This window comes from Streptomyces sp. NPDC057694 (assembly GCF_042799415.1).
Taxonomy (GTDB): domain Bacteria; phylum Actinomycetota; class Actinomycetes; order Streptomycetales; family Streptomycetaceae; genus Streptomyces.
The window spans coordinates 67,198-92,450 of record NZ_JBHVIX010000009.1 but is presented as its reverse complement, the minus strand read 5'-3'; the positions used below and the strand labels follow the sequence as shown (position 1 = coordinate 92,450).

Sequence of the window (25,253 nt, the reverse complement as noted above, 5' to 3'; positions counted from 1 at the left end):
GTGTCATGACTGCGCCGGGAGACCGACGGTGACCCTCGTCCCCTCCCCCGGCGCCCCGCCGATGTCCACGGTGCCGCCGTGCGCGTGGGCCACCGCGGCGACGATGGCCAGGCCCAGGCCGCTGCCGTCGCCGCTGTGCGCCGGGTCGCCGCGGTAGAAGCGGTCGAAGACGCGGGGCAGCGTCTCCTCCGGGATGCCCGGGCCGTCGTCGGCGACGGTGAGGGTCACCCGGGCGACGGCCGGGCCGCCGGTGGTCACGGAGACCCGCGCGGGCGTGCCGGGCGGTGTGTGGTTGCGTACGTTGGCCAGGAGGTTGTCGACGACGCGCCGCAGTTGCTCGGCGTCGCCGTGCACCGTGGTGCCGTCGTCGGTGCGCAGGGACACCGAGCCGCGCGGGTCCACGACGCGGGCGGCCGCGACCGCGTCGCGCACGATCTCGGACAGGTCCACGGCGGACCGCCCACGGGCCGGCGCGCCGTCGAGCCGGGCGAGCAGCAGCAGATCGTCCACGAGCCGTTTCATGCGCAGCGCCTCGGTGGTGATGCCGTGCATCACGCGCGCCCGCTGGGCGGCGGTGACGACGGCCCCCTGTTCGTACAGATCCGCGTAGCCGAGCACCGCGGTGACCGGGGTGCGCAGTTCGTGCGAGGCGTCCGCGACGAAGCTGCGCAGCCGGTCCTGGGTGGTGCGTTCGACGGCCAGCATCGTGTTCAGCGCCAGACCGAGCCGGCCGACCTCGGTGTCGTCGGCGGCGGGCGCGACCTGTCCGGCACGGTCGCCGGAGGCGATGGCGTCGGCGTCCCGCGCCATCGCCTCCAGGGGGCGCAGGCCGCGGCGCAGCACCCACAGGCCCGCCGCCGCGAGCAGCACCAGGACGCCGCCGGTCGCCGCCGCCTCGACGATCAGGACCTGGCGCAGCGTGCCCTGGACCTGGTCCAGGGGGGTGGCCGCGATCAGGGTACCGCGCCCCGGAACCCGCTGCACCAGCAGCCGGTAGTCGGGGCCGCCGGCCGCCGCCGGGCCCACCGTCGACAGGCCGGCGCCGCGGACCTCGGACAGCGGGTCCGGCACACGCGGCGCGGCGTCCTCCGGATCCCGCAGCTGGGGCACCAGGTCCCGCACGGTGCCGTCGGTCCTGCGCAGTTGGAGATAGAACTCCGAGGCGCCGAGCAGCCGGACGTCGTTACCGAGTTTTCCGTCCGGCTCCGCCTGCCGCAGTTGCTGCGTGACCCGCTGGCGCACCGCACGCAGAGTGACATCGGTACGGTGCATCAGATCGTGGCTCAGGGCCGTGTACACGACGGCGTCCAGCGCGATCAGGGCCACGGCGACCAGGCCGAGCAGCGCGAGGAGGAGCCGTCCGCGCAGCGACCGGGGCCGGACCGGACTCACGCCGTGCCCCGGTCGCGCAGGATGTAGCCGACTCCTCGGCGCGTCTCGATCAGGCCGGGGCCGAGCACGTCGAGCTTGCGGCGCAGGTACGAGATGTAGGTCTTCAGCACTCCGTGGTCGCCCTCGCCGAAGTCCCAGACGTGTTCGAGGAGTTGCTCGTGGGTCAGGACGCGATCACGGTTGATCAGCAGGTGCCGCAGGAGCTTGTACTCGGTGGGCGAGAGTTCCACCGGCGTCCCGGCCCTGCGCACCTCGTACGTCTCGGTGTTCATCTCCACGTCCCCGCAGACGAGCAGGCGGGCCTCGGCGCCGCTCTCGCCGCGGCGCAGGACGGCGCGGACCCGGGCGGCGACCTCGGCGAGCCTGAACGGCTTGGTGATGTAGTCGTCGGCGCCCAGGTCGAGGCCGTCCACGACGTCGCGTCCGCTCTCGCGCGCGGTCAGGAAGATCACCGGGGTCGGCGAGCCCGCCTGCCGCAGCCGCCGTACGACCTCGAACCCGTCGATGTCGGGCAGCATCACATCCAGCAGCACGAGGTGCGGTGCCTGCTCGCGGACCGCCGCGAGGGCGGTGAGCCCGGTCGCCGCCCGGTCCACCTCGTACCCGAGGAACTCCAGCGAGGTGGCCAGGACGTCGAGGATGGCGGGCTCGTCGTCGACGACGAGGAGCCGGGTGCCGGGCGGGACCTCTGATGCGCTCATCGGGGCATCCTGGCACCGCCGTCGCCGCTGCCGCACAGGACCCTAAGTCTACAGTCGTATACTTGTCTCCAGGGAAACACTTTCCCCCCGATCGCCACGGCGCGGGAAACCCCAGAGAGGCACACAGGACATGGACCTGAATCTGACCGGAAAGCGCGCGCTCGTCACCGGGTCGAATCTCGGACTCGGCGAGGCCACCGTGAAGCTGCTGGCGGCCGAAGGGGCCGCCGTCGTGGTCCACGGGCGCGACAAGGAACGTACGGAGAAGGTCGCGCGGGAGATCCGCGAGGCCGGCGGGAGCGCCAGTACCGTGCTGGGGGATCTGGCCGACGACGCGGCGGCCGCCGAGGTCGCGCGGGCGGCCACCGAGGACGGGCCCGTCGACATCCTCGTCAACAACGCCGGCTTCTACCGGCACCTGTCGTGGGCGGAGGCGACGCCCGACGAGTGGCGTGAGACCTACAACGTCAACGTGGTCTCGGGTGTGCGGATGATCCAGCACCTGGTCCCGGCGATGCGGGAGCGCGGCTGGGGCCGCGTGATCACGATCGGCGGCGGCCTCGCCTCCCAGCCGATGAACACGCACCCGCAGTACAACGCCACCCTGGCGGCCCGGCACAACCTCGCCGTGTCGCTGGCCCGCGACCTGAAGGGCACCGGTGTCACCTCGAACGTGGTCTCGCCCGGGGCGATCCTGGTCGAGGCCACCAAGGAACTCGTCACCGGGATCGGCCCCGCCCGCGGCTGGGGCGACACCTGGGAGGAGATCCGGCCCAACGCCGTGAACGCCCTGATCCCCAACGACCAGGAGCGCTTCGGCGAGCCCGACGAGATCGCGGCGGCGGTGGCGTACCTGTGCAGCGAGTACGCCGCTTACGTCAGCGGCGCCACCCTGCGCGTCGACGGCGGGCTCATCCGCTCCGCCTTCTGAGCCGCACGGCCGGGCGACCGGTTATTCGGTTTCTCCGGTTTCTCCGGCTTCTCCGGTGACCTGGTCCAGCATGCCCGTCAGAAGGTCCGTCAGGACGTCGGTGTCGGCCTCCGCCAGGGCCGACGTACCGACGACCGTGCGCAGCAGCCAGGTCCCGGCGACCAGCGCGAGGCCGAGCTGGGCCCGCACCTCCGGCTCGGGCCCCTCCAGCAGCCCGGCCAGCCGGGACCCGACGTGCGTCTCGATGCCACGTCGCAGGGCGTCCACCGCCTCGGGATCCTGCACCGAGCGCAGCAGCAGCAGGAACGGATCGAGATCGCCGGCGCCGGGCGCGGTGCGCTCGGCGAGTGTGTGCGCGATCGCCCGCGACAGGCCCCGGCGCTCGTCGCCGATGACCGTCGGCGGCCCGAAGGCCCGGTCCACCGCCTGCGCGAACAGGCCTTCCTTCGAACCGAAGTAGCGGTTGATCATCATGGCGGTCACGCCCGCCCGCTCGGCGATCTGCCGGACCCCGGCCCGCGCGTAACCGTGCTCGGTGAACTCCACCACCGCCGCCGCGAGGATCGCCTCGCGGGTCGCGGCTCCGTCGCGCTTGCGGGCAGGTCGGACAGCGTTCATGCCCAGGAGCATACGTGGGGCCCGGAATTGTCCCCGGGCCCCCTTGCGCGTCCCCTGATCGCTGTCTAAGGTCCCGGCGTCTCTCAGAGAAAGACGGTGTCATGAATACTGTGACAGACGCGGGGACGCCGAAGCCGCCCGGTCCGAGCACCCCTCCCCTGACCACTGTTCTCAAGATCCTGGCTCTGCTCGACGTGCTCGCCGACGCGCCGGAGCCCGTGCGCGTGTCGGCCCTGGCGCGGGCGATGGGGACGTCACGGGCCGAGACGCACCGCCAGCTGGTCACCCTGGAGGCGGCGGGCTGGATGGAGCAACTCCCCGACGGCGCCTACCGGTTGACCCTGCGCCCCGCCCACCTGGGGCACGCGGCACTGCGCCAGGCCGGCATCGGCGAACGCACCGCTCCGCTGCTTGAGCGGGCCGCCCGGCAGGCGGGCGAGGTCGTCAGCATCGCGGTCCTCGACACCGACACGGCCCGCGTCGTCCAGCGTGCGGAGCCCGGCCGGTCCCTGCACGCCACGCTGCTCCTGGGAGACCGGCTGAGCCTGACCACCAGCGCCTCCGGCCGGCTCCTCGCGGCGCTGTGCCCACCGGACGTCGTCCGCCCCCTGCGCGAGCGCGGCACGGCCCTGCCGGACGCCGACGCGCTCGCCGTGATCACCGGCACCCGCTGGGCCACCTCGACCGACGACGACGAGGACGGCATCACGGCACTCGCCGTCCCCCTGCGCCGGCAGGACGACGAGGTCGTCGCGGCGCTCAGTGTGCACGGCCCCCGCGACCGCGTCACGACGGCCGAGGCGCTCGCCGTGCTCCGCCCGGCCGCGCGCGAGATCGAGGCGCTGCTCCGACTCGACAGCAGCGGCGCCTTCGGCCTGCACGGCTGACCGGCCCCGGGCGACAGGCCCGCGCCGCTCCCCTTTCACTCCCGGCCCGCCGCGTCCACCGCGCCGCCCGCCGGGCAGCTCACCCACCATCACCAGGACTGCGCATGAACATGCCCTCTTCCGTCGCCACACCTGTCGGGCGCACTCCCGCGGACCTCCTGCGCCCGGAGCGCCTCGCCCAGCTGCCGCCCACCCGGCTCAGCGCGAGCCGGGCCCTGGTCAACCGCATGACGGCACGGCACTGGACGGTCGAACCGCTCGAATTCGCCGTCGACGACCAGGCCAGAGGGCGGGCCAGGTACCGGGTAAGGACACCGGACGGCCCGTTCGACTTCGTCGCCTTCTCCTTCCGGCCCCGCCTGGAGGGCCGCACCAGCCGCATCGTCGGCACCGACTGGGACATGACCGGCGCACTGTTCGACGGCGTCGCCGACGAGGCCGATCTCGCGCACACCGAGCGGGAACTGCCCAAGCTGTACGAGGGACGGGCCACCGCCGACACCCTGATCTGGTGCCGCTCGAACCGCAGCCTGCGCCTGTTCGAGCATGTCGTGGACAGCCTCGCGGCCGGGCGGCAGCCGGACGCGGCACGGCTGTGGGACGTCGGCTATCTGATGCGCAACACGGGCCTCGACGGCAACGGCACCTTCGGCACCCGCTCCTTCGCCGCGCTGCCCGAGGGCCATCCACTGGCCGCCCCGCTGCACGCCCAGATGCTCGCCGCGTACCTGATGCGGGAGTTCGCCGCGGACCTGGCCGAGCACCTGGCCCGCCAGCGCGACGAGCGGGCCCAGCGGCTCGACCCGGAGCTGCGGCGCTGCCTGGGCCTCGGCAACGCCTCCGCGCTCGGCCTGGTCTTCTTCGCCAACAACCACCCCCGCCTCGTCGACCGCTGGCTGACCCTGCGCGAACAGGCCCTCGCCCAGGCGCTCGACGCGCGCCGCGGCGCCCCGCACCTGACCGCCGTACGGGCCGCCGTCGCACGCACGGCGCGCTTCCACGAGCAGGACCCGACGGTCTACGACATGTTCGCCCCGCCGCACCCGCTCGCGCGGTCCCTGCGGCAGGCGCTCGCCCTGCTCGACGCGCTGGAGCGGCCGCACGACGAGGACGCGCTGCCGCGCCTGTGGGCCGCGTGGAACGCGGAGTCGGACGAGCGGACCGTCGAGGTGCTCGCGGGGGTGCTCATCGACAGCGTGCCCGACCTCACCGACCCGCTCGTGGACCGCCAGCGGGTGGACGAGACACTCACCGCCCGCCCCGCCCAGACCGTCGCCGAGCTGCTGGCCCACCTCGACGACGCCTACCGGTGGGCGCTCGACATCGATCTGGGCGCGCCGGACGCCCTGCGGTACGTCTGGTACAAGTCGCGCGCCGCCGAGGAACCCCGGCGCGGGCCGCGCACCGAGGTCGCCGAGGGCCTCGACTGGCAGCTCAACGTGCCGCGGTCGGTCCAGGCGCTGTACGGGGAGCTGCGCGCCGCCGATCCGGGCGGGAGCACCGGCGCGTTCTGCGTACGGCATCCGGAGCACCGGGACACGGTGGCGCGGGTGCAGGCCCTCGCGGACAGCGCGCTGCACAGCCCGCACATGAACATCGCCGACGACGCGTTCGTGCCCGCGCACATCGTGCGGTTCCTCAACTCCGCGGTGCACGGCCTCGACAAGACCGCCGACTCCGCCGGCCGCAACGTCCTCGGGCTGCTCTTCCACGGCGCGCCGACCCGCCACGATCTCGGCCTTCCCCACCACGACGACTGGACGCTGCCGGCCCGCCCGGCCGCCGCGTCCACCGAGGAGAACGCGTGAACCACCTGAATCCGCCGACACCGCGTGTGTCGGTGCGCGAGCTGCGTCTGATGACCGGCCGCGCGCTGCTGACCACGGCGATCCCGTTCGGATCCGTCGCCGCGACCCGCGAGGTCGTGGTCGGCGCCGAGACGCACGGTCTGGACGGTGTGGCCCGGCTGCTCGACGCCCTGCCCGCGCTGCGCTCGCGCCACTTGCGGCCTCAACTGCTGGACGGTGGAGGCCAGTTCCCCGACCCCGCGGCGCAGCCGCCGCTCGCGACCGCCCCCGATCTGCTCGACCTGGCGGTCGCCCGGGCCCTCGCCGACGGGCCGGTCACCCTCGCCGCTCCGGGCCACGACTGGGCGGTGCGGTCCCTGCTCCCGCTGGCCGAACGGCACGGCGTGGAGCTGTCGTTCACCGCCGACTCCGTCACCGCACGCCGAGCGCCCGGCGGCCCGCGCTCCGGTCCCGACGCCGCCGAGCTGCGCGCGCTCACCGACGGGGTGCCGGTCGACGCCGCGCTGTGGAGGCGCCTCGTCGCGGAGGCGGAGACGGCCCTGACCCCGGACAGCCCGCTCTCCCGCACCCACGCGGGCGACTCCGTGTTCGGCCCCGACGGGCAGATCCTCGCCGAGGCCGGCGAGGACGAGCCCGTGGAGCCCGCCGCGTGACCGGCACCGCCGCGCCCGTCGTCGACGGACTCCAGTGCGGCCCCTACGACCGTGAGGTGTTCCTCCAGCTCCGCGCGGGCGGCGTCGCCTGCGCCACGGCCACCGTCGCCTTCTGGGAGGACGCGGTGGAGACCATGGACGCCCTGGCCGCCTGGCAGGACCTGATGGCCGCCAACGCCGACCTGGTCGTACCCGTCAGGACGGCCGCCGACATCGACCGGGCACGGGCCGAGGGGCGTACCGGGATCCTGCTGGGCGCGCAGAACGCGAGCCCGTTGCAGGGGCGGCTCGGATTCGTGCGGCACTTCCACGCCATGGGGCTGCGGGTGATGCAGCTGACGTACAACAACACCAACGAGTTCGGCGGCTCCTGCTACGAGACGACCGATCCCGGGCTCACCCGCTTCGGGCACGAGGTGGTGCGGGAGATGAACACGGTCGGCATGCTCGTCGACCTGTCCCACTCCGGCGACCGCACCCGGCGCGAGGCGATCGAGCACTCCGCGCGCCCGGTGGCGCTCACCCACGCCAACCCCCGCTCGCTGTACGACCATCCGCGCAACGCCGACGACGCCACGCTCAAGGCGCTGGCCGCGCGGGACGGTGTCGTCGGGCTGGCCACGTACCGCTCCATCTGCGGGCACTACGCGGGCAGTCTGGCCGACTGGTGCACGATGGTGGCACGCACCGTCGACCTCGTCGGCGTACGGCACGTGGCGATCGGAACGGATCTGAGCCCGAAGGCCGGTCCTGCCGAGTTCTCCTGGATGCGCAAGGGCCGCTGGACCCGCGGCGAACAGCGCGGCGCCGACCTCAACTCCCCCTCAGCCGCGGCGAACGACACCCACGAATGGCTCACCGACGCCTCCGGGCTGGCCCTCGTCACCGACGGGCTCCGCGCGGCCGGCTTCAGCTCCGACGAGGCGCACGCCGTCGTCGGCGGCAACTGGCTGCGCCTGTACGCCGACGTCCTCACGGCGGACGCCGGGAGCTGACCACCGGGTCGGGCGGCCCGTATCAGCGCGCCGCCCGACCGGTAACCCGCCCATCAGGGGCGGCCCTCGCTCCACGGCAACGGACCGGGCCGCCCTCCAACCGAAAGCCGACGGGTCATGACATCTGAACAGACCGAGGACAAGGCGAGCAAACCGGCACCGGCGGGCACCGGCCTCGCGGACCGGACCGCCGACCGCACCGAGCGCGTCGCCCGTCTCACCGCACGCATCGACCGGCTCCCCATGACGTGGGTGCAGGGCCGGATCCTCACCCAGGGCGGCCTGAGCACCACGCTCGACGGCCTCGATCTCGGCATCATGTCGTTCCTGCTGCCGCTGATCACCACGGCGTTCGCGCTCACCGGCACCGAGCAGGGCATGATCGCCAGCGCCACGCTGGCCGGCGCGTTCGTCGGCGATCTCTCCCTGGCGCTGCTGGGCAACCGGCTGGGCCGCAAGCCGCTGCTGCTGTGGTCCCTGGTCCTGTACAGCGGCTGCACCCTGCTGTCCGCGGCCTCCCCCGACTACGGGATCCTGCTGGCCCTGCGCTTCCTCGCGGGTGTGGGGGTCGGCGTCAACGTCAACATCGTCATTCCGTACCTGGCCGAGTTCGCACCGCTCAAGTCCCGTGCCACGTACGTCGGTTCACTCGCCGGCTTCTTCGGGCTCGGGTACGTGCTGGCCGCGCTGGTGGGCACGTTCGTCGTCGCCCGGGTCGACCACGGGTGGCGGTGGGGTCTCGTCCTCGTCGGGCTGCCCGTGGCGCTCGCCCTGTGGTGGCGGCGCAACCTCCCGGAGTCGCCCCGCTATCTGCTGCTCAAGGGCCGCGACGACGAAGCCGAGTCCGTCGTCGCCGGGCTGGAGCACGCCGTACGGCTGCGCACCGGCGCACCGCTGCCGGAACCCGCGGCCCCCTCCTCGGTCCCGCCGCAGGCGGACCTGGGAGCCGCCGCGCAGTTCGCCGGGCTGTGGCGCGGCCCGTTCCTGCGGCAGACCGTCGTGGTGTGGAGCATGTTCTTCGTCGCCAGCTTCGCCTACTACGGCTTCCTGACGTTCCTGCCGAGCATGCTGCTCGACCGCGGCATGAGCATCACCGACAGCTTCACCTACGCGCTGCTGGTCGAGGTGGCGCAGGTGCTCGGCTACTACCCGGCGGCCCGGCTCGCCGACCGGACCGACCGCAAGTGGTCGATCGTGACGTGTCTCGCGGCGTCGACCCTCTGCGCCCTCCTGCTGTCCCGGGCGACGACCGATCTGTGGGTCCTCGTCCTGAGCCTGCTGCTGGGGTTCTTCCTCAACGGCCTGTACGCGCCGCTGTACACGTATCTGCCCGAGGTGTACCCGACCGAGCTGCGGTCGATGGCGGCGGCCACCTCGGACGCGTTCAGCCGGGTCGGCGGCATCGTCGCGCCGATGCTGATCGGCACGATGTACGCGTCCTTGCACTTCAGCGGCGTCTTCACGCTCATCTGCGCCGTCCTCGCGGCGGGTTGTGTGATCACGCTCACGCTGTCCACCGCCACCAAGGGGCGCTCGCTGGAGGAGCTGACTTTGTAGCTGCCGTGTATTTCGTCACCGTTCCGCAACAGGCGTGAACCACCTCGGCGGGCGCACCGTAGAGCCCGGTGTGCGCGGATCAGTTACCGCGGGCGAATCGAGACGAGAGAAGGAACCGAGATGGCCGGCGGCAACATCCAGATCAGCCCGGACGAGATGCGGGAGGCCTCGACCTGGCTGCAGAACCAGAAGGAACTGATGCAGCAGAGCCTGCACGAGGCCAACACCAAGATGGACGAGATGGTCGAGGCGGCCTACGCGACGCCCGGCTCGGAGTCCAAGTTCCGCCCGTTCTGGGAGGAGTACAAGAACGGCACGGAGAAGGCCATCGAGGGTCTCCAGGGCGTCAGCGAGTTCATCAAGCAGGTCGCCGACGCGTTCGTCGACACCGACGACCAGACCGCCGGCTCCATCGGCTGAGGCTCCCCCGCATCGCCCGGCCCCGCCCTCTCCTCGAGGGCGGGGCCGGGCGGCTGGGACAGGAGAGGAGACACCGATGGGCAGGATCAGCGTGCCTGTTCAGGATCTGAAGGACACCGTCAAGGAGCTCCAGAACATCGGGGACCTGATCGGGAGTTCGGCGACGCTCTACCACGCCGCCGGCGAGTCGGGGGACTTCAAGAGCCTGGCAGGCGACAGCAAGCTCGCGGACGCCCTCGACGCGTTCGACAAGGCGTGGGTGGCGGGTCACGAGCGGGTTCACGACAACGTGAAGAAGTTCGCCGACAACACGGACACGATCGCCGAGAACTTCACGACGACCGACGAGGACAGCGCCAGCTCGCTGGACGACGACAAGCAGGACGCGTGACCCAAGCACGTCACGCCGAAGGGAACAGCGCCATGACGGTACCGGCCACGGAGCAGCCAGAGGCGGCCGCGCCCGCGGAATACAGCCTGAGGTTCCCCGATTCGTGGTGGCATCTCGACCTCGACCCGAGCACCCGGGACGCGTCGATCCGCCGCCGTATCGAGGCGCAGGTGGAGCAGGCCCCGCAGCTGACCCGCGAGCAGCTGGACGGGCTGATCCGCAGTTCCCGGCGCACAGCCCGCGAGGCGTACGCGCAGGGCGCGCTGCGGGCCGCGGGGATGCTCAGGATCCTGCGCGCGGGCAGCGGCCCCCTGGTGCTGAGTGCCACGACGGTGGTGCTCCGGATCTCCGTCCACGAGGACGACGCGGAGGATCTGGCGGACGTCGTCATGGCCGCCGCCGTACAGATCGGCACCGAGGCGGAGGGCACCGGACTGCCGACCGGCGAGGTGGAGCTGGTGGAGCTGCCGCACGCCGGAGCGGCCGGGCGGATCACCAGGATCGAGGAAGTGGACTACCAGGGGACGCGGGTGCCCACCGCGGTGCGGCACACCTTCGTCCCGGTGCCGAACACCCACGACTACCTGGTGCTCTCCAGCTCCACTCCCAACGTGGATCTGGCGGAGCAGTTCTACGAGGTCTTCGACGCGATCGCGGAGTCGCTCCGCTTCGACGGCGGGGCCGAAGCCGAAAAGGATAAGTGAGGTTACGTCCATGGCTCGCCCTGCGGTGTCCGATTGGGAAGACGTCTTCGGGTTCTCGGACGACCCGGCCCCGGGTGACGCGGAGATGCTCGGGGATCTGGCCCGCCAGTACCGCTCCGTGGCGGACAACGCGGGCGATGCCCTGCCCCTGGTCTCCGGTCTGGAGGACAACCAGGTCGGCGAGGGCAAGACCATGGACAAACTCCGCGACAAACTCGGCGACTTGGCCAACCAGGTCCGCAAGCTGCACAGCAGTTACGACCAGGCCGCCGGCGCGCTCGACACGTACGTCAATTCCCTGCGCGACCAGCAGCGCAACGCCGACAACGCCCTCGAAAAGGGCCGCGAGGCCAAGGAACGACTCGACTCCGCCAGCGACATCGTCAAGGCCGTCGGCGCCGACATCACCAAACTCGGCGACGCCAAACCCGACAAGGACGACAAGGAAGCCCGCGCCAGCAACCAGCGCGCCCTCGACGAGGCCCACTCCAAGCAGTCCTCCGCCCAGTCCCACGCCGACGACGCCCAGGCCGACCTCGACGCCGCCCGCATGCTCGCCGAGGACGCCCGCCAGGTCCGCGAGGAAGACGCCGCCACCGCCGCCCAGAAACTCGACGACGCCCGCGACGAATCCGTCGCCGGCTACAGCCTCTGGGACAAGATCAAAAAAGCCTTCAGCAAAATCCTCGGCATCATCAGCGCCGTCCTCGGCGTCATCGCCCTGCTCATCCCCGGCCTCCAGGGCCTCGGCCTCGCCCTCACCATCGGCGCCATCCTCACCGGCGCCGCATCACTGGGCATCAACATGTCGATCATGGCCGAGACCGGCGACTGGGACATCGCCGAAATCGTCCTCGGCATCGTCGGCCTGGCCGCGGGCGGCGGCGCACTCCTCAAGGGCGTCAAGGGAATCGGGGCCGCCCTCAAGGGCGTCAAGCCCAACGCGGTCAAGTCGCCGGGCGGCCGTTTCGCCGGCCGCGACGTCGACAAGCGCACCTGCAAGACGGACCCGGTCGACGTGGCCAGCGGCGAGATGCTGCTGACGCAGACCGACCTGGAACTGCCGGGCGTCCTGCCGCTCGCGGTCTCCCGCACGTATCTGTCGTCCTACCGCTACGGACAGTTCTTCGGCCCCTCCTGGGCCTCCACCCTCGACGAACGTCTGGAGATCAACGAGCGGGGCCGGGTGTCGTGGACCCGTGAGGACGGATCGATCCTGTTCTATGCGGGGCTTCCCGGCGCCGAATCCGGCGCGGGCGAGGGCGAGCACGAAGGGGTGCGGCCCGAGGAGGGCCCGCGCCTGCCGCTGACCCGTGGGGAGACCGACGAGGCCACGGGCCGGGCGACCTACCGCGTCACGGACCCGCAGACCGGTCTCGTACGGACCTTCGCGGATCACCCCGACGACGAGAACGGCCTGTACTGGCTGAGCGGTTGGCACGACCGCAACGGCAACGAGGTCGGCGTCGAGCGTCTGGATGACGGCACCCCGACCGGCCTGCTGCACTCCGGCGGCTACCGCGTCGACGTCCACTGCGTCGTCGGCCTGATCACCGGCCTCTCCCTCGCCACACCCGAGGGCCCCGTCGAGGTCGTGTCCTACGAACACGACGCCGACGGCAACCTCACCCACGTGGTGAACTCCTCGGGCAGAGCGCTGGTCTTCGGCTACGACGAGAAGTCCCGCATCACTTCCTGGACGGACCGCAACGACTCCGTCTACCGGTACGTCTACGACGACGAGAACCGCATCACCGAGACCGTCGGCCCTGACGGATACCTGTCCTCCCGGTGGTCCTACGACACGGTCGAGCACCGCACCCATTACACCGACGCCTGCGGCGCCACCACCGTCTACCAGCTCAACGACCTCTACCAGGTCATCGGTGAGACGGACCCCCTGGGGAACACCACCTCGTCCGAGTGGGACCGCTGGGACAACCTGCTGGCCTACACCGACGCGTTGGGCCACACCACCCGCTTCGAGTACGACCGGACCCACAACCCCACCGTCATCGAGCTCCCGGACGGCAGCCGGTCCACGTCGACGTACAACGCGCTGAACCTCCCCGTCACGATGACGGACCACGACGAGACGGCCTGGCACCAGGAGTTCGACGAGCGGGGCAACCTGACCGCCGTCACCGCACCGAACGGCGCCACCAACCGGTTCACCCATCACGCCAACGGCGCGGTCGCCACGACCACGGACCCGGTCGGTGCGCAGGCCTCCTACGAGGTCGACGGCGCGGGCCTGCCCGTGGCCATCGGCAACCCGGCCGGCCAGCGGGCGACGATCGAGCGCGACGCGTTCGGCCGGCCCACCGTCGTCACCGATCCGGCGGGCGCGATCACCCGCGCGGCATGGACCGTCGAGGGCCTGCTGTCGGAGCGCACCGCACCCGACGGCCGCAGCGAGCGGCTGACCTGGGACGGTGAGGGCAACTGCCTCAGCCACGCTGACGCCGCGGGCGGCACCACCCTCTTCGAGTACACCCACTTCGACCAGCCGTCGGCCCAGACCATGCCCGACGGTGTCCGCTACACCTTCGCCTACGACACCGAGCTCCGCCGCACCCGCGTCGTCAACCCGCAGGGGCTGACCTGGGACTACACCTACGACCGCGCGGGCAACCTGACGGCGGAGTCCGACTTCGACGGCCGCGAGGTCGCCTATGTGCTGGACGCGTCGGGCCGGGTCGTCTCCCACACCACACCGCTGGGCGAGGAGATCACCTTCCGGTACAACTCCGTCGGTGAGCTGGTGGAGAAGAACGTGGCCGGGGCGGTCACGTCGTTCGCGTACGACTCCGCCGGAGCGCTCGTCAGGGCGGCCTCGCCGTCCTCGACCATGGAGATCGAACGGGACGTTCTCGGACAGATCGTGGCCGAGACCGTCGACGGCCGCGCCAGCCGCTTCACGTACGACCTGCTCGGCCGGCGCACCTCCCGCACCACCCCGACCGGCGCCGTCAGCGAGCTGAGCTACGACGGGAGCGGGAACCGCGACGCCCTCACCTCCGACGGCCACCGGCTGGACTTCACCCATGACGTCCTCGGGCAGGAACTGTCCCGCGTGTGGGGCACGCCGGCCTCCCGCGTGAGCGCGACGACCGCTTGGGACCTGGCAGGCCGTTCCGTCTCCCACTCTCTCGTCGCACCGGGGGGCACCCTGCGCGACCGGTCCTACACCTACCGGGCCGACAACCACCTGACCGGCGTCGCGGACCGTGCGACGGGCAAGCGCCGGGACATCCGACTCGACGCGGTCGGCCGCCCGTTGACGGTCACCGCCGACGGCTGGACCGAGTCCTACGCCTACGACCGGGCCGGCAACCAGACCCGGGCCGACTGGCCCGCGAAGGCGCCCCGCGCGGAGGCGCGCGGCGAGCGCACCTACACCGGCACCCGCCTCCAGGCGGCGGGAAGCGTGCGGTACGAGTACGACGGCGCGGGCCGCATGGTGCTGCGCCAGAAGCAGCGCCTGTCGAAGAAGCCCGACACCTGGCGCTACGCATGGGACGCCGAGGACCGCCTCACCTCCTGCACCACACCCGACGGCACCCGCTGGCAGTACACGTACGACCCGATGGGGCGGCGCACCGCCAAGCACCGCCTGGCCGAGGACGGCGAGACCGTCGCCGAGAGCACCCTGTTCACCTGGGACGATTCCAACCTCGCCGAGCAGACCGACAGCACCACCGGCATCACCCTCACCTGGGACCACGAGGGCCATCGGCCGCTCACCCAGCTCGAGCGGAGGCCGAGGGGCCAGGGCGAGTACGACTCCCGCTTCTTCGCCATCGTCACCGACCTGATCGGCACCCCCACCGAACTCGTCGACGAGCAGGGCGACATCGCCTGGCGCTCCCGCACCACCATGTGGGGCGCCACCGCACACAGCCGCGATGCCACGGCGGTGACGCCCTTCCGCTTCCCGGGTCAGTACGAGGACCGCGAGACCGGCCTCCACTACAACTACTTCCGGCATTACGACCCGGAGAGCGGCCGGTACACGACACCGGATCCCCTGGGACTCGATCCCGCCCCCAACCCGGTGGCGTACGTCGACAATCCGCAGGCTTTCAGTGACCCGCTGGGACTGGCCCCCTGCGACGAGAAGAACATCACCTGGAACAACAAGGTCATCTACAAGTCGCTCGACTTCATGAAGCGCCCGCGCGGAATGGTCGCCAAGCTCGACAAAAGCATGATGGGTGGCAGGACCAAGCCCAAGCCCACGTCCGAGCCGCCGGGTTGGACCGGGGGACAGAAGGTCGCGATGGACCGCGGCCATCTGCTCGGCGCCCAGCTCGGCGGCACGAACAAGAGCCCGCTGAACTTCGTCACCCTGCACCGCTACGCGAACTCGCCGGTCCACCGGCACTACGAGAACGCGATTCGCAAGGCTGTCGACAAGGGCGAAAAGATCGAATACAAGGTGACGCCCATTTACAAGGGGCGGAACCCCATCCCGACACATCTGCAACTGAACGCCACGGGAAGCAAGGGCTTCCAGTTCACCCATCACAAGACGGGGCAGCTCCTGAACAAGGTGATCTTCCCCAACAAGCCCAAGAAATAGCTCGCGGAGGACGGCGTCTTCGTACTGCACGAAGACGCCCGCCACGGGACTCTCGGCTCCATTCATGACCGGCGCGCAGGCGGCCGGAAAACTCCGAAAAAATTGAGGTTACGGCCATGGTTCGGCCTGCGGTGTCCGATTGGGAAGACGTTTTCGGGTTCTCGGACGACCCGACCCCCGGCGATGCGGACATGCTCGGGGATCTGGCCCGCCAGTACCGCTCCGTGGCGGACAACGCGGGCGATGCCCTGCCCCTGGTCTCCGGTCTGGAGGACAACCAGGTCGGCGAGGGCAAGACCATGGACAAACTCCGCGACAAGCTCGGTGACTTGGCCAACCAGGTCCGCAAGCTGCACAGCTCCTACGACCAGGCCGCCGGCGCGCTGGACACGTATGTCAACTCCCTGCGCGACCAGCAGCGCAACGCCGACAACGCCCTCGAAAAGGGCCGCGAGGCCAAGGAACGACTCGACTCCGCCAGCGACATCGTCAAGGCCGTCGGCGCCGACATCACCAAACTCGGCGACGCCAAACCCGACAAGGACGACAAAGAGGCCCGCGCCAGCAACCAGCGCGCCCTGGACGAGGCCCACTCCAAGCAGTCCTCCGCCCAGTCCCACGCCGACGACGCCCAGGCCGACCTCGACGCCGCCCGCATGCTCGCCGAGGACGCCCGCCAGGTCCGCGAGGAAGACGCCGCCACCGCCGCCCAGAAACTCGACGACGCCCGCGACGAATCCGTCGCGGGCTACAGCCTCTGGGACAAGATCAAAAAAGCCTTCAGCAAGATCCTCGGCATCATCAGCGCCGTCCTCGGCGTCATCGCCCTCCTCATCCCCGGCCTCCAGGGCCTCGGCCTCGCCCTCACCATCGGCGCCATCCTCACCGGCGCCGCATCACTCGGCATCAACATGTCGATCATGGCCGAGACCGGCGACTGGGACATCGCCGAAATCGTCCTCGGCATCGTCGGTCTCGTCGCGGGCGGCGGCGCACTCCTCAAGGGCGTCAAGGGAATCGGGGCTGCCCTCAAGGGCGTCAAGCCCGGCGCGATCAAGCCGCCCAACGTCCGGATCAGCAGCCGGGGCCTGAACACCCGTACCTGCAAGACCGACCCGGTCGACGTGGCCAGCGGCGAGATGCTGCTGACGCAGAGCGATCTGGAACTGCCCGGTGTGCTGCCGCTGGTGCTCTCGCGGACGTATCAGTCGACCTACCGCTACGGACAGTTCTTCGGCCCCTCCTGGGCCTCGATCCTCGACGAGCGCCTGGAGACCGACGGCCGGGGACGGGTGTCGTGGGCCCGCGAGGACGGGTCGATCCTGACCTATCCGAGCCTTCCGGGCGCCGGGTCCGACGAGCCGGTGTGGCCCGAGGAGGGCCCACGCCTGCCGCTGACCTGCGCGGGCACCGACGCCACCACGGGCCGGGTCACCTACCGCGTCACCGACCCCCGCTCCGGGCTCGTCCAGACCTTCGCCGACCACCAGGACGACGAGAACGGCCTGCACTGGCTGGCCCGTTGGAACGACCGCAACGGCAACGAGGTCACCGTCTCCCGCCTCCCGGACGGCACCCCGACGGCGCTGATCCACTCCGGCGGCTACCGCGTCGACGTCCACTGCGTCGTCGGCCTGATCACCGGCCTCTCCCTCGCCACACCCGAGGGCCCCGTCGAGGTCGTGTCCTACGAGCACGACGCCGACGGCAACCTCACCCACGTGGTGAACTCCTCGGGCAAGGCACTGGTCTTCGGCTACGACGAGAAGTCCCGCGTCACCTCCTGGACGGACCGGAACCACTCCACGTACCGCTACGTCTACGACGACGCCGACCGCGTCACCGAGACCATCGGCCCCGACGGCCACCTCTCCTCGCAGTGGTCCTACGACCCCGTCGAGATGCGGACCCACTACACCGACGCCTGCGGCGCCACGACGGTCATCCAGCTCAACGACCTGTACCAGGTCGTCGCCGAGACGGACCCGCTGGGCCACACCGTCCGCTCCGAGTGGGACCGCTGGGACAACCTCCTGTCCCGCACCGACGCCCTCGGCCACACCACCCGCTTCGAGTACGACGCGAGGGGTGACCTCACCGTCGTCGAGCGTGCGGACGGCGCCCGGTCGGCCGCGGCCTACAACGCGCTGCACCTCCCCGTCGAGTCGACGGGCCACGACGGGGTGACCTGGCGCCAGGAGTTCGACGAGCGGGGCAACCTGACCGCCGTCATCGGCCCGGAAGGCGTCACGAACCGGTTCACCCACCACCCCACCGGGGCCGTCGCCACCAGCACGGACCTGTCGGGGGCGACGGCGACCTACGAGGTCGACGGCGCGGGCCTGCCGGTCTCCGTCACCGACGCGACCGGCCGCACGGCCACGGTGGAACGGGACGCGTTCGGCCGTCCCACGACCGTCACCGACCCGCTGGGCGCGCGCAGCACCTCGGTGTGGACGGTCGAGGGGCTGCTCGCGCGACGCACCGGCCCCGACGGCCGCAGTGAGCGGATGACGTGGGACGGGGAGGGCAACTGCCTGACCAGGACCGACCCCGCGGGCAACACAACCCGCTTCGAGTACACCCACTTCGACCTGATGGCCGCGCGGACCACGCCGGACGGCGTCCGCCACGCCTTCGCCTACGACCCCGAGCTCCGCCTCACCCGGGTCACCAACCCGCAGGGGCTCACCTGGGACTACACCTTCGACCGCGCGGGCAACCTGATAGCGGAGTCCGACTTCGACGACCGCGAGATCGCGTACACGCACGACGCGGCGGGCCGGCTGGCCGCCCGCAGGACGCCGCTGGGCGAGGAGATCGCGTTCACGTACGACGTCCTCGGCCGCATGACGGCCAAGGACGTGGCCGGTGTGCGCACGGAGTACGCCTACGACGCGGCGGGCGACCTCGCCGGCGCCGTCTCCCCCACCTCCGCTCTCGCCCTCGAGCGGGACCCGGTGGGCCGCCTCCTGGCGGAGACGGTCGACGGCCGTACCGTCCGCCACGGCTACGACGACCAGGGACGACGCGTCTCACGCACCACTCCGACGGGCGTGCTCACCGAGTTCGCCTACGACACGGCGGGCCGGCGCAGCGCGCTGACGACGGACGGCCGCCGTCTGGAGTTCACCCACGACGCCGTGGGCCGTGAACTGACCCGCGTGCTGGGTGCCCGCGCCGAGCGGCCCGTGACGATGTCCACCACGTGGGACACGGCGGGCCGCCCGGTGGCGCACGGTCTCGCGGGCGGCGGCAGGACGCTGCGGGACCGCAGGTACGGGTACCGCGCCGACGACCACCTCTCCTCCGTCACCGACGAGGCGACCGGCAGCGGCCGGCGGATGGAACTCGACCCGGTCGGCCGCCCGCTGACGGTCACCGCCGACGGCTGGACCGAGTCGTACGCGTACGACCAGGCGGGCAACCAGACCCGGGCCGACTGGCCGGAGAAGGCCGGCCGCGCCGAGGCGCGCGGCGAGCGCACCTACACCGGCACCCGCCTCCAGGCGGCGGGGGGCGTGCGGTACGAGTACGACGGCGCGGGCCGCATGGTGCTGCGCCAGAAGCAGCGGCTGTCGAAGAAGCCCGACACCTGGCGCTACGCATGGGACGCCGAGGACCGCCTCACCTCCTGCACCACCCCCGACGGCACCCGCTGGCAGTACACGTACGATCCGATGGGGCGGCGTACCGCCAAGTTCCGGCTGGCCGAGGACGGCTCGGTGGCCGAGACCGTCCGCTTCACGTGGGACGGCACCGGTCTCGCCGAGCAGACCGACAGCACCACCGGCGTCACCCTCACCTGGGACCTCGACGGCCATCGGCCGCTGACCCAGCTGGAGCGCAGGCCGAGGACGCAGGAGGAGTACGACTCCCGCTTCTTCGCCATCGTCACCGACCTGGTGGGCGCGCCCACCGAGCTCGTCGACGAGCAGGGCGGCATCGCCTGGCGCTCCCGCTCCACCCTGTGGGGCGCCACCACCCGCAACCGGGACGCCACGGCCGTCACTCCGCTGCGCTTCCCCGGTCAGTACGAGGACCGCGAGACCGGCCTCCACTACAACTACTTCCGCCACTACGACCCCGAGACGGGGCGCTACGCGTCACCGGACCCGCTGGGCCTCGACCCGGCGCCGAACCCCGTCACCTACGTCAACACGCCGCAGACGGCGACCGACGTCCTGGGCCTGGCGCCCGACTGCACCGTGGACCTGTTCCACGGGACCAACAAGACGGCCGGCTCGAGCATCCGCAAGGACGGCGTCAACACCAGCTTCAGTACGCGTCCCATGGACTTCGGCAACGGCTTCTACACCACGCGGGACCTCGGGCAGGCGACGAAGTGGGCGAGCAGGAACGGCAAGAACGCCGAGGTGCTTCACTTCCGCATTCCCAAGGCGGAGTTCGATGCCCTGAAGACGAAGACGTTCAAGGGTGAGAGCGAGGAGCTCGACAACTTCGTCTACTACTACCGATCCGGCGGCAAGGACGTGGATTACCAGGTGGTGGAGGGCCCGATGCTGGGCAACCCGAAGGAATTCATGAAAAATGATTGGGGAAAGTGGTTCGGGAACCAGGTGGTGTTCTTCGGTGACGACGCAGGCAAGCTCCTCACCAACAGCCTCCTGCCGCGCGGCGCGAAGTAACGAGTTGAGGAACACTGTCATGAGTACATTCCTGGCGAAGGCTTCGGCCGACGTGCTGGAGCTGCTGGACGAGGTCGCCGACGAGATGGTGGCGATGTTCGCCATCTCGCGGGCGGAGGCCGTAGCACGGATCAACGCCCAGTGGCCGGAACAGAAGTTCCTGGAGGAGAGCGACATCATCCTCCACGAGGAGGCCACCTACTGGGCGCTGTTCATCTACTACGACGGAGACGTGCCCGACTGGGACCCTGCCGCGGACCGCTCTTCATGGGTACCTTCCGCCAAGCCCGCGGCGGGAACCGAATACTGGACGACCGGCTGACGACACGACAAAGCCCCTCTCCCCGACGCTTGTGCCGGGGAGAGGGGCTTTGTCGTGTCGTCAGCCCAGAGCCGGCGGCAGCACCGTCTCCGGGACCTGGACGGTGCGCAGCACACCGTCGCCCAGATGCAGGATCGCGCGTCCGGGGCGGGTCGCGCCCAGGCGGCTGCGGGGCACCTTGACGCCGATCAGTTCGCCGTCGCTCATGTTCTGCGGCTTGAGCAGCAGACCGCAGCGGTTGCGGCGGGCCTCGGCGTGCCAGCCGGAGAAGCCCGAGGAGAGCCGGTCGGTCTGGCCTGCGATCACCAGGCCGCGACGGTTCTCCGCGCCGGACTTGGCGATGGCGGTGAGGACCGGCTCCGCCTTCGTCTTCAGCAGCAGGTCGGCGTCGTCCAGGATCACCACGACGCTGCGCGGCGCGGTCGCGAGGGCCGCCTCCAGCGCGGTGGGGTCGAGGTCGGAGTCGGCGAACACCCCGAGCACCCCGGGCCGTCCCGCGAGCTGGCGCAGCGGCGAGCGGGCGGGCGCGCCGATGACGACGGACGTCCCGACCGACAGCAGCGACATCGCCAGGGTCGCGAGGACCGTGCTGCGTCCGGAGCGGGCGGGCCCGGCGACCAGGAACGTCGGCGTGACGGCGAAGTCGGGTCCGACGGCGGTGAGTTCGTCACCGCCGACACCCGCCAGCGCCCACCGGTGGGACGGCAGCGGCCGGGGCGCGTAGCGGATCGCCTGCTCCAGGGTGAGCCGGTCCGGCAGGGTGTCGACACGGAACGGACGCGTGCTGTCCGGCAGTCCGGCCGCCTGCTCGCGGCAGTGCGCGGCGATCTGCTGGAGCGCGGCGGCCTGCGCCTGGCCCTCAGGGTTCTTCGTGAGGAGCGCGATCTGCACCTCCGCCTTGTCGGCGGCCCGGAAGGCGCGGCCCGGCGGGATCTCGTCGGGCACGTTGCGCTGGGTGATGCCGATCTGTCCGTACTCGGACTTCTCGTTGAGCTTCAGTACGAGCTTGTCCTCGGTGGAGCCGTTGACGCGGCTGGAGAACAGCGCGCGGTCGCCGGTCATCACCAGGTGGATGCCGACGCTGGCGCCGTCGCGGAGCAGGTTCAGCACGGACGTCAGCAGGTTTCCCGAGTCGTACTCGCCGAGCTGCTTGTCGAAGACCTCCCAGCGGTCGATGAACAGCACGATGTGCGGCGGCCGTTCGGACTCCGGCAGGGAGCGGCGCAGCTCCGGCAGGTCGGCGCTGCCGCGGGCGGCGAACATTTCCTGACGCCGGGTCAGTTCGGTGGTCAGCCGGGCGAGCAGCCGGGCCACCCGGTCGGGCTGGCTGCGCTGGGTGATGGCCCCGCAGTGCGGCAGCTTCTCGATGGGCAGCAGGGCGCCGTTGCCGCAGTCGATGCCGTACAGGTGGAGCTTGTCCGCGGAATGGGCGGAGGCGAGGCTGCCCGCGATGGTGCGCAGCGTCTGCGACCTGCCCTGCCGGGGCGAGCCGATGATGTGCAGGTGGCCGAGGGTCGCCAGGTCGATGACCAGGGGCTGCCTGGCCTGCTGGGCGGGCAGGTCCACGACGCCGTACGCGACGGGCGGCAGGTCGTAGTCCGAGGGCGGGGGCGTCGGGAGTTCGGCGGTGACCAGGACCTCGGGCAGCGGCGGCAGCCAGGGGCTGTGCTGGGCGGGGATGCCCATCTCCCGGTCGGCGGCGCGGATCGCGGCGACGAGTCCGGTGAGGTCGGTCTCCACGTCGGCGGGTGCGGCGGCGGCGCCGCGGGGCTTGGCCGGGAGCGGTTCGCCGAGCCGTTCCCAGCCGACCGCCACCGCCCAGGGCGCGGGCAGCGAGGCCGTCGTGGCGCCGGGCCTGCGGCCGCCGACCCGTCCGGACTGGAACGGGACGAGGGAGTTCTGGCCCAGGCGCACATAGGCGCGGCCGGGGTTGCTCTGCGAGATCCCGGCGGCCTCACCGGAGTTGAGGACGTCCTGGCTCTCGCCGGAGTCCGTCACGCGCAGCGCGATGCGCAGGTTGGTGTTGGCGCGGATCTCGGAGGAGACGACGCCGCTGGGACGCTGGGTCGCGAGGATCAGGTGGATGCCGAGGCTGCGGCCCCGCTGGGCGATGTTGACCAGGCCCTTCACGAAGTCCGGCAGGTCGCGCACCATCGAGGCGAACTCGTCGATGACGATGAGGAGTCGGGGCATCGGCTCGCGGCCCGCCCTCGGCTCCCGCTCCAGCAGGTCGACGTAGTCCTCGATGTCCTTGGCGCCGGCCGCGGCGAGGATGTGCTCGCGGCGGGTGAGTTCGGCGGTCAGCGAGACCAGGGCCCGCTCGACGAGGTGGGCGTCGAGGTCGGTGACCATGCCGACGGTGTGCGGCAGGTCCACGCAGTCCTTGAACGCGGAGCCGCCCTTGTAGTCGACGAGGACGAACGTCATGGCGTCGGGGCGGTTCGCCACGGCGAGCGAGGCGACCAGCGTCTGGAGGAGTTCGGACTTGCCGGAGCCGGTGGTGCCGGCGACCAGGCCGTGCGGACCGTCCCGCTTCAGGTCGAGGTGGAAGGGTCCGTCCAGGGAGACGCCGACGGCCGCCCGGGTGGAGCGGCCACCGGCCGTCCAGCGGGCCTTGATGCCGGAGGCCTGCGGCGGGTCGAGGGCGAGCACGTCGAGCAGGCGCGCGGAGGCCGGCAGCACCGCGGTCTCCTCGTCGCCGCCGCCCGGGTCGCGCAGCGGGCCCATCGCGCGGGCCAGCGAGCGGCACCAGTCGGCGGAGACCACGTCGGGGCGGACCCCGCCGAGGACGCCCCGGCCGGAGCGGCCGACGCGGACGGTGCCGCCGGGCTCCTCGGCGACGACGGCGTGGCACTCCTCGGGCAGCAGTCGCTCCTCGGCGTCCAGGCAGACCGCGCGGACGCCGACGGCCGGTCCGTCGCGCAGGATCTGGGTGACGCCGGGCAGCGAGCGCAGCCGGCGGGCGCCGTCGAGGATGACGAGCACGTCGGGGCCCGCGGCCCGGTTGCGCCGCTCGGACGCCGTCTGCAGGGCGCGTTCGGCGATCAGGGCGGTGAGTTCGGCGACGCGGCGGGCGCAGGTCTCGGTGCCGTAGCCGATGCTGGCCGGGGTGTCGCCGGACTTCTTGCGCACGTGCGGCAGCCAGCGCAGCCAGGACCAGCCGTCGCGGCCCTTCTCACCGGTGGTCAGCAGATGGATCTGGAGGTCCTGCGGGCTGTGCAGGACGGCGGCCTGCGCGACGACCCAGCGGGCCACGGCGCGGGCGGCGGGGCCCTGTCCCGCGATGCCGAGGACGTCGTGCTCGCGCAGCGGCACGGTCACCGGGACGTCGTAGGCGGTCCAGGGGTCCTGGCGGCGGTGCTCGTCCTTCGTCGGGTCGTGGAGCACGACGTCGGAGTCCATGTCGGCGGTGCCGATGCGCAGTTCGAGGAAGTCGGCGTCGGTGGTGCGGCGCTCCCACAGGCGGCGGCGCGGGCCGACGGCGGTCAGCACGACCTCGGCCGGGTCGGGGAAGCCGCGGCGCCGGGCGGTGCGTTCGGCCGTCAGGGCCTGGGTCGCGTCGCCCTCGATCCGTGCCTTCTTCTCCTCGTACTCGGCGACCCGGTCGGAGTGCGACTGGCGTCCGGTGCGCCGGCTCATGATGTAGTTGCCGACGATCGCGACCGGCGAGAGCAGGCCGAACAGCAGCATCGTCATCCGGCCGAAGATCAGCGCTCCGGCGCCGGCCATCACCAGCGGGGCCAGCGCGGTGATCCACGGCAGCGGCCGGGCGGCGGGCGGGGACGGCGGCGAGGGCAGCGCGAAGCGGGTCTCGGTGCCGGGCGGGCGCAGTCGCGGCGGCCGGTTGTAGTCCCAGCCGGTGCCGTCCTCGGAGGGCTGCACGGCCGCGTCCGGCTTCTGCGGGAGGGCCAGTTCGAGCAGGCTGTCCCCGACGAGGAGCTGGGCGCCGGGCTGCCAGGCGGTCGCCTCGGTGAGGTCCTCGCGGTCCAGTTGCAGGAGGCTGCCGGCGGGCCGGGAGGCCTCGGGCGTGACCCGGCAGCGGCCGCCGGGGCTGACCGCGACGACGGCGAGCGGCCGGGCCGGGTCGGCGCGCTGCACCTGGGCGGTGCCGTCGTGGGCGAGGCCGATGCGGTACTCGCCCATGTCGAGCCGGTGCACGGCGCCCGCGCCGGTCCCGCCGACGGTGCGGATCTCGACGAGGCCGTCCGGTTCGCCGGCGGCGGCGCCGGCCGGGCGGCCGAGGCCCACGACGGCCGCGTGGTGGACCGGGGCGTCCCCGAGCCGCAGGTCGGCGGGGAGCAGCCGGTCGCCGGCGTACAGGCCGAGGCCGTGCGCGGGCACGGGTACGCCGCCCGCCCCGGCGAGCGCCCGGGCGACTGCGCTCACGGGCGTGTCGGGGTCGGCGTCGAGATGGACGTCGAACGCGTCACCGCCCTCCTCGACCACGGTCAACATCAACGACACGAAAACGTCCTCCAGCCGGCCTGAAACGGGGGTCGGGGCAGCCGCTGACGGCGGCTCCCGTACCACTGTTGGCCTCTACGGACCGCGTCGCCGGATGGTTCACTCCCGCCTGCGGTGAACCATCCGTGGCCGCGCCCCGTAGTGCCCATCGGGTGCATGGCGCGGTGGCTGCGCGG

16 protein-coding genes are annotated in these 25,253 nt (G+C 71.8%); 12 read left to right on the top strand and 4 right to left on the bottom strand.

From position 1 onward, the window contains the following. Positions 1-3 precede the first annotated feature (3 nt). Together ACFVDP_RS21170 and ACFVDP_RS21165 are read right to left on the bottom strand one after the other, a co-directional pair. Entirely contained in the window at positions 4-1,392 is a 1,389-nt protein-coding gene (locus ACFVDP_RS21170) for an ATP-binding protein (protein WP_383491630.1), read from the bottom strand. Next, positions 1,389-2,093 (bottom strand): response regulator transcription factor, encoded by a 705-nt coding sequence (locus ACFVDP_RS21165; protein WP_383491628.1) that lies wholly within the window; start codon positions 2,091-2,093, stop codon positions 1,389-1,391. The genes ACFVDP_RS21170 and ACFVDP_RS21165 overlap by 4 nt, the downstream gene beginning before the upstream one ends. A gap of 130 nt (positions 2,094-2,223) precedes the next feature. On the opposite strand from ACFVDP_RS21165, the gene ACFVDP_RS21160 reads away from it, so the two are divergent. Continuing rightward, positions 2,224-3,024 carry an SDR family NAD(P)-dependent oxidoreductase gene (locus tag ACFVDP_RS21160; protein WP_383491626.1) on the top strand — a complete coding sequence of 267 codons (801 nt, stop codon included), beginning with the start codon at positions 2,224-2,226 and terminating at the stop codon, positions 3,022-3,024. Positions 3,025-3,045: 21 nt separating this feature from the next. On the opposite strand, the gene ACFVDP_RS21155 is transcribed toward ACFVDP_RS21160, so the two are convergent. Then, positions 3,046-3,642, bottom strand: a complete 597-nt coding sequence (locus ACFVDP_RS21155) for a TetR/AcrR family transcriptional regulator (RefSeq protein ID WP_383491624.1) — start codon at positions 3,640-3,642, stop codon at positions 3,046-3,048. Between the two features lie 101 nt (positions 3,643-3,743). Between ACFVDP_RS21155 and ACFVDP_RS21150 the strand changes: the two genes are divergently transcribed. From ACFVDP_RS21150 to ACFVDP_RS21100, 11 genes are all read left to right on the top strand, one after another. Then, positions 3,744-4,529 (top strand): IclR family transcriptional regulator, encoded by a 786-nt coding sequence (locus ACFVDP_RS21150; RefSeq protein ID WP_383491622.1) that lies wholly within the window; start codon positions 3,744-3,746, stop codon positions 4,527-4,529. 104 nt (positions 4,530-4,633) lie between these two features. Beyond that, complete coding sequence (locus ACFVDP_RS21145) at positions 4,634-6,337, top strand: hypothetical protein (RefSeq protein WP_383491620.1); 1,704 nt, start codon at positions 4,634-4,636, stop codon at positions 6,335-6,337. Beyond that, a complete protein-coding gene (locus ACFVDP_RS21140; RefSeq protein WP_383491618.1) occupies positions 6,334-6,990 on the top strand; it encodes a hypothetical protein in 657 nt (218 codons plus the stop codon). The genes ACFVDP_RS21145 and ACFVDP_RS21140 overlap by 4 nt, the downstream gene beginning before the upstream one ends. Further along, positions 6,987-7,985, top strand: a complete 999-nt coding sequence (locus tag ACFVDP_RS21135) for a dipeptidase (RefSeq protein ID WP_383491616.1) — start codon at positions 6,987-6,989, stop codon at positions 7,983-7,985. The genes ACFVDP_RS21140 and ACFVDP_RS21135 overlap by 4 nt, the downstream gene beginning before the upstream one ends. A gap of 117 nt (positions 7,986-8,102) precedes the next feature. Next, entirely contained in the window at positions 8,103-9,542 is a 1,440-nt protein-coding gene (locus ACFVDP_RS21130; RefSeq protein WP_383491614.1) for an MFS transporter, read from the top strand. A gap of 120 nt (positions 9,543-9,662) precedes the next feature. Continuing rightward, positions 9,663-9,962, top strand: a complete 300-nt coding sequence (locus tag ACFVDP_RS21125) for a WXG100 family type VII secretion target (RefSeq protein ID WP_361548127.1) — start codon at positions 9,663-9,665, stop codon at positions 9,960-9,962. 76 nt (positions 9,963-10,038) lie between these two features. Further along, on the top strand, positions 10,039-10,353 hold the full coding sequence (locus ACFVDP_RS21120) for a hypothetical protein (protein ID WP_383491613.1): 315 nt from the start codon (positions 10,039-10,041) through the stop codon (positions 10,351-10,353). A 32-nt stretch (positions 10,354-10,385) separates the two neighbouring features. After that, positions 10,386-11,057 (top strand): hypothetical protein, encoded by a 672-nt coding sequence (locus tag ACFVDP_RS21115; RefSeq protein ID WP_383491611.1) that lies wholly within the window; start codon positions 10,386-10,388, stop codon positions 11,055-11,057. Between the two features lie 25 nt (positions 11,058-11,082). Then, positions 11,083-15,642, top strand: coding sequence for a DUF6531 domain-containing protein (locus tag ACFVDP_RS21110; RefSeq protein WP_383491609.1), 4,560 nt, complete (start codon positions 11,083-11,085; stop codon positions 15,640-15,642). Between the two features lie 131 nt (positions 15,643-15,773). After that, positions 15,774-20,291: a DUF6531 domain-containing protein gene (locus ACFVDP_RS21105; RefSeq protein ID WP_383491607.1), complete on the top strand. Its 4,518-nt coding sequence runs from the start codon at positions 15,774-15,776 to the stop codon at positions 20,289-20,291. Positions 20,292-20,310: 19 nt separating this feature from the next. Beyond that, positions 20,311-20,613: a hypothetical protein gene (locus tag ACFVDP_RS21100; protein ID WP_383491605.1), complete on the top strand. Its 303-nt coding sequence runs from the start codon at positions 20,311-20,313 to the stop codon at positions 20,611-20,613. A gap of 60 nt (positions 20,614-20,673) precedes the next feature. Here ACFVDP_RS21100 and ACFVDP_RS21095 read toward each other — a convergent pair whose 3' ends face one another. Continuing rightward, positions 20,674-25,068 (bottom strand): FtsK/SpoIIIE domain-containing protein, encoded by a 4,395-nt coding sequence (locus ACFVDP_RS21095; RefSeq protein WP_383491966.1) that lies wholly within the window; start codon positions 25,066-25,068, stop codon positions 20,674-20,676. Positions 25,069-25,253: the final 185 nt, after the last annotated feature.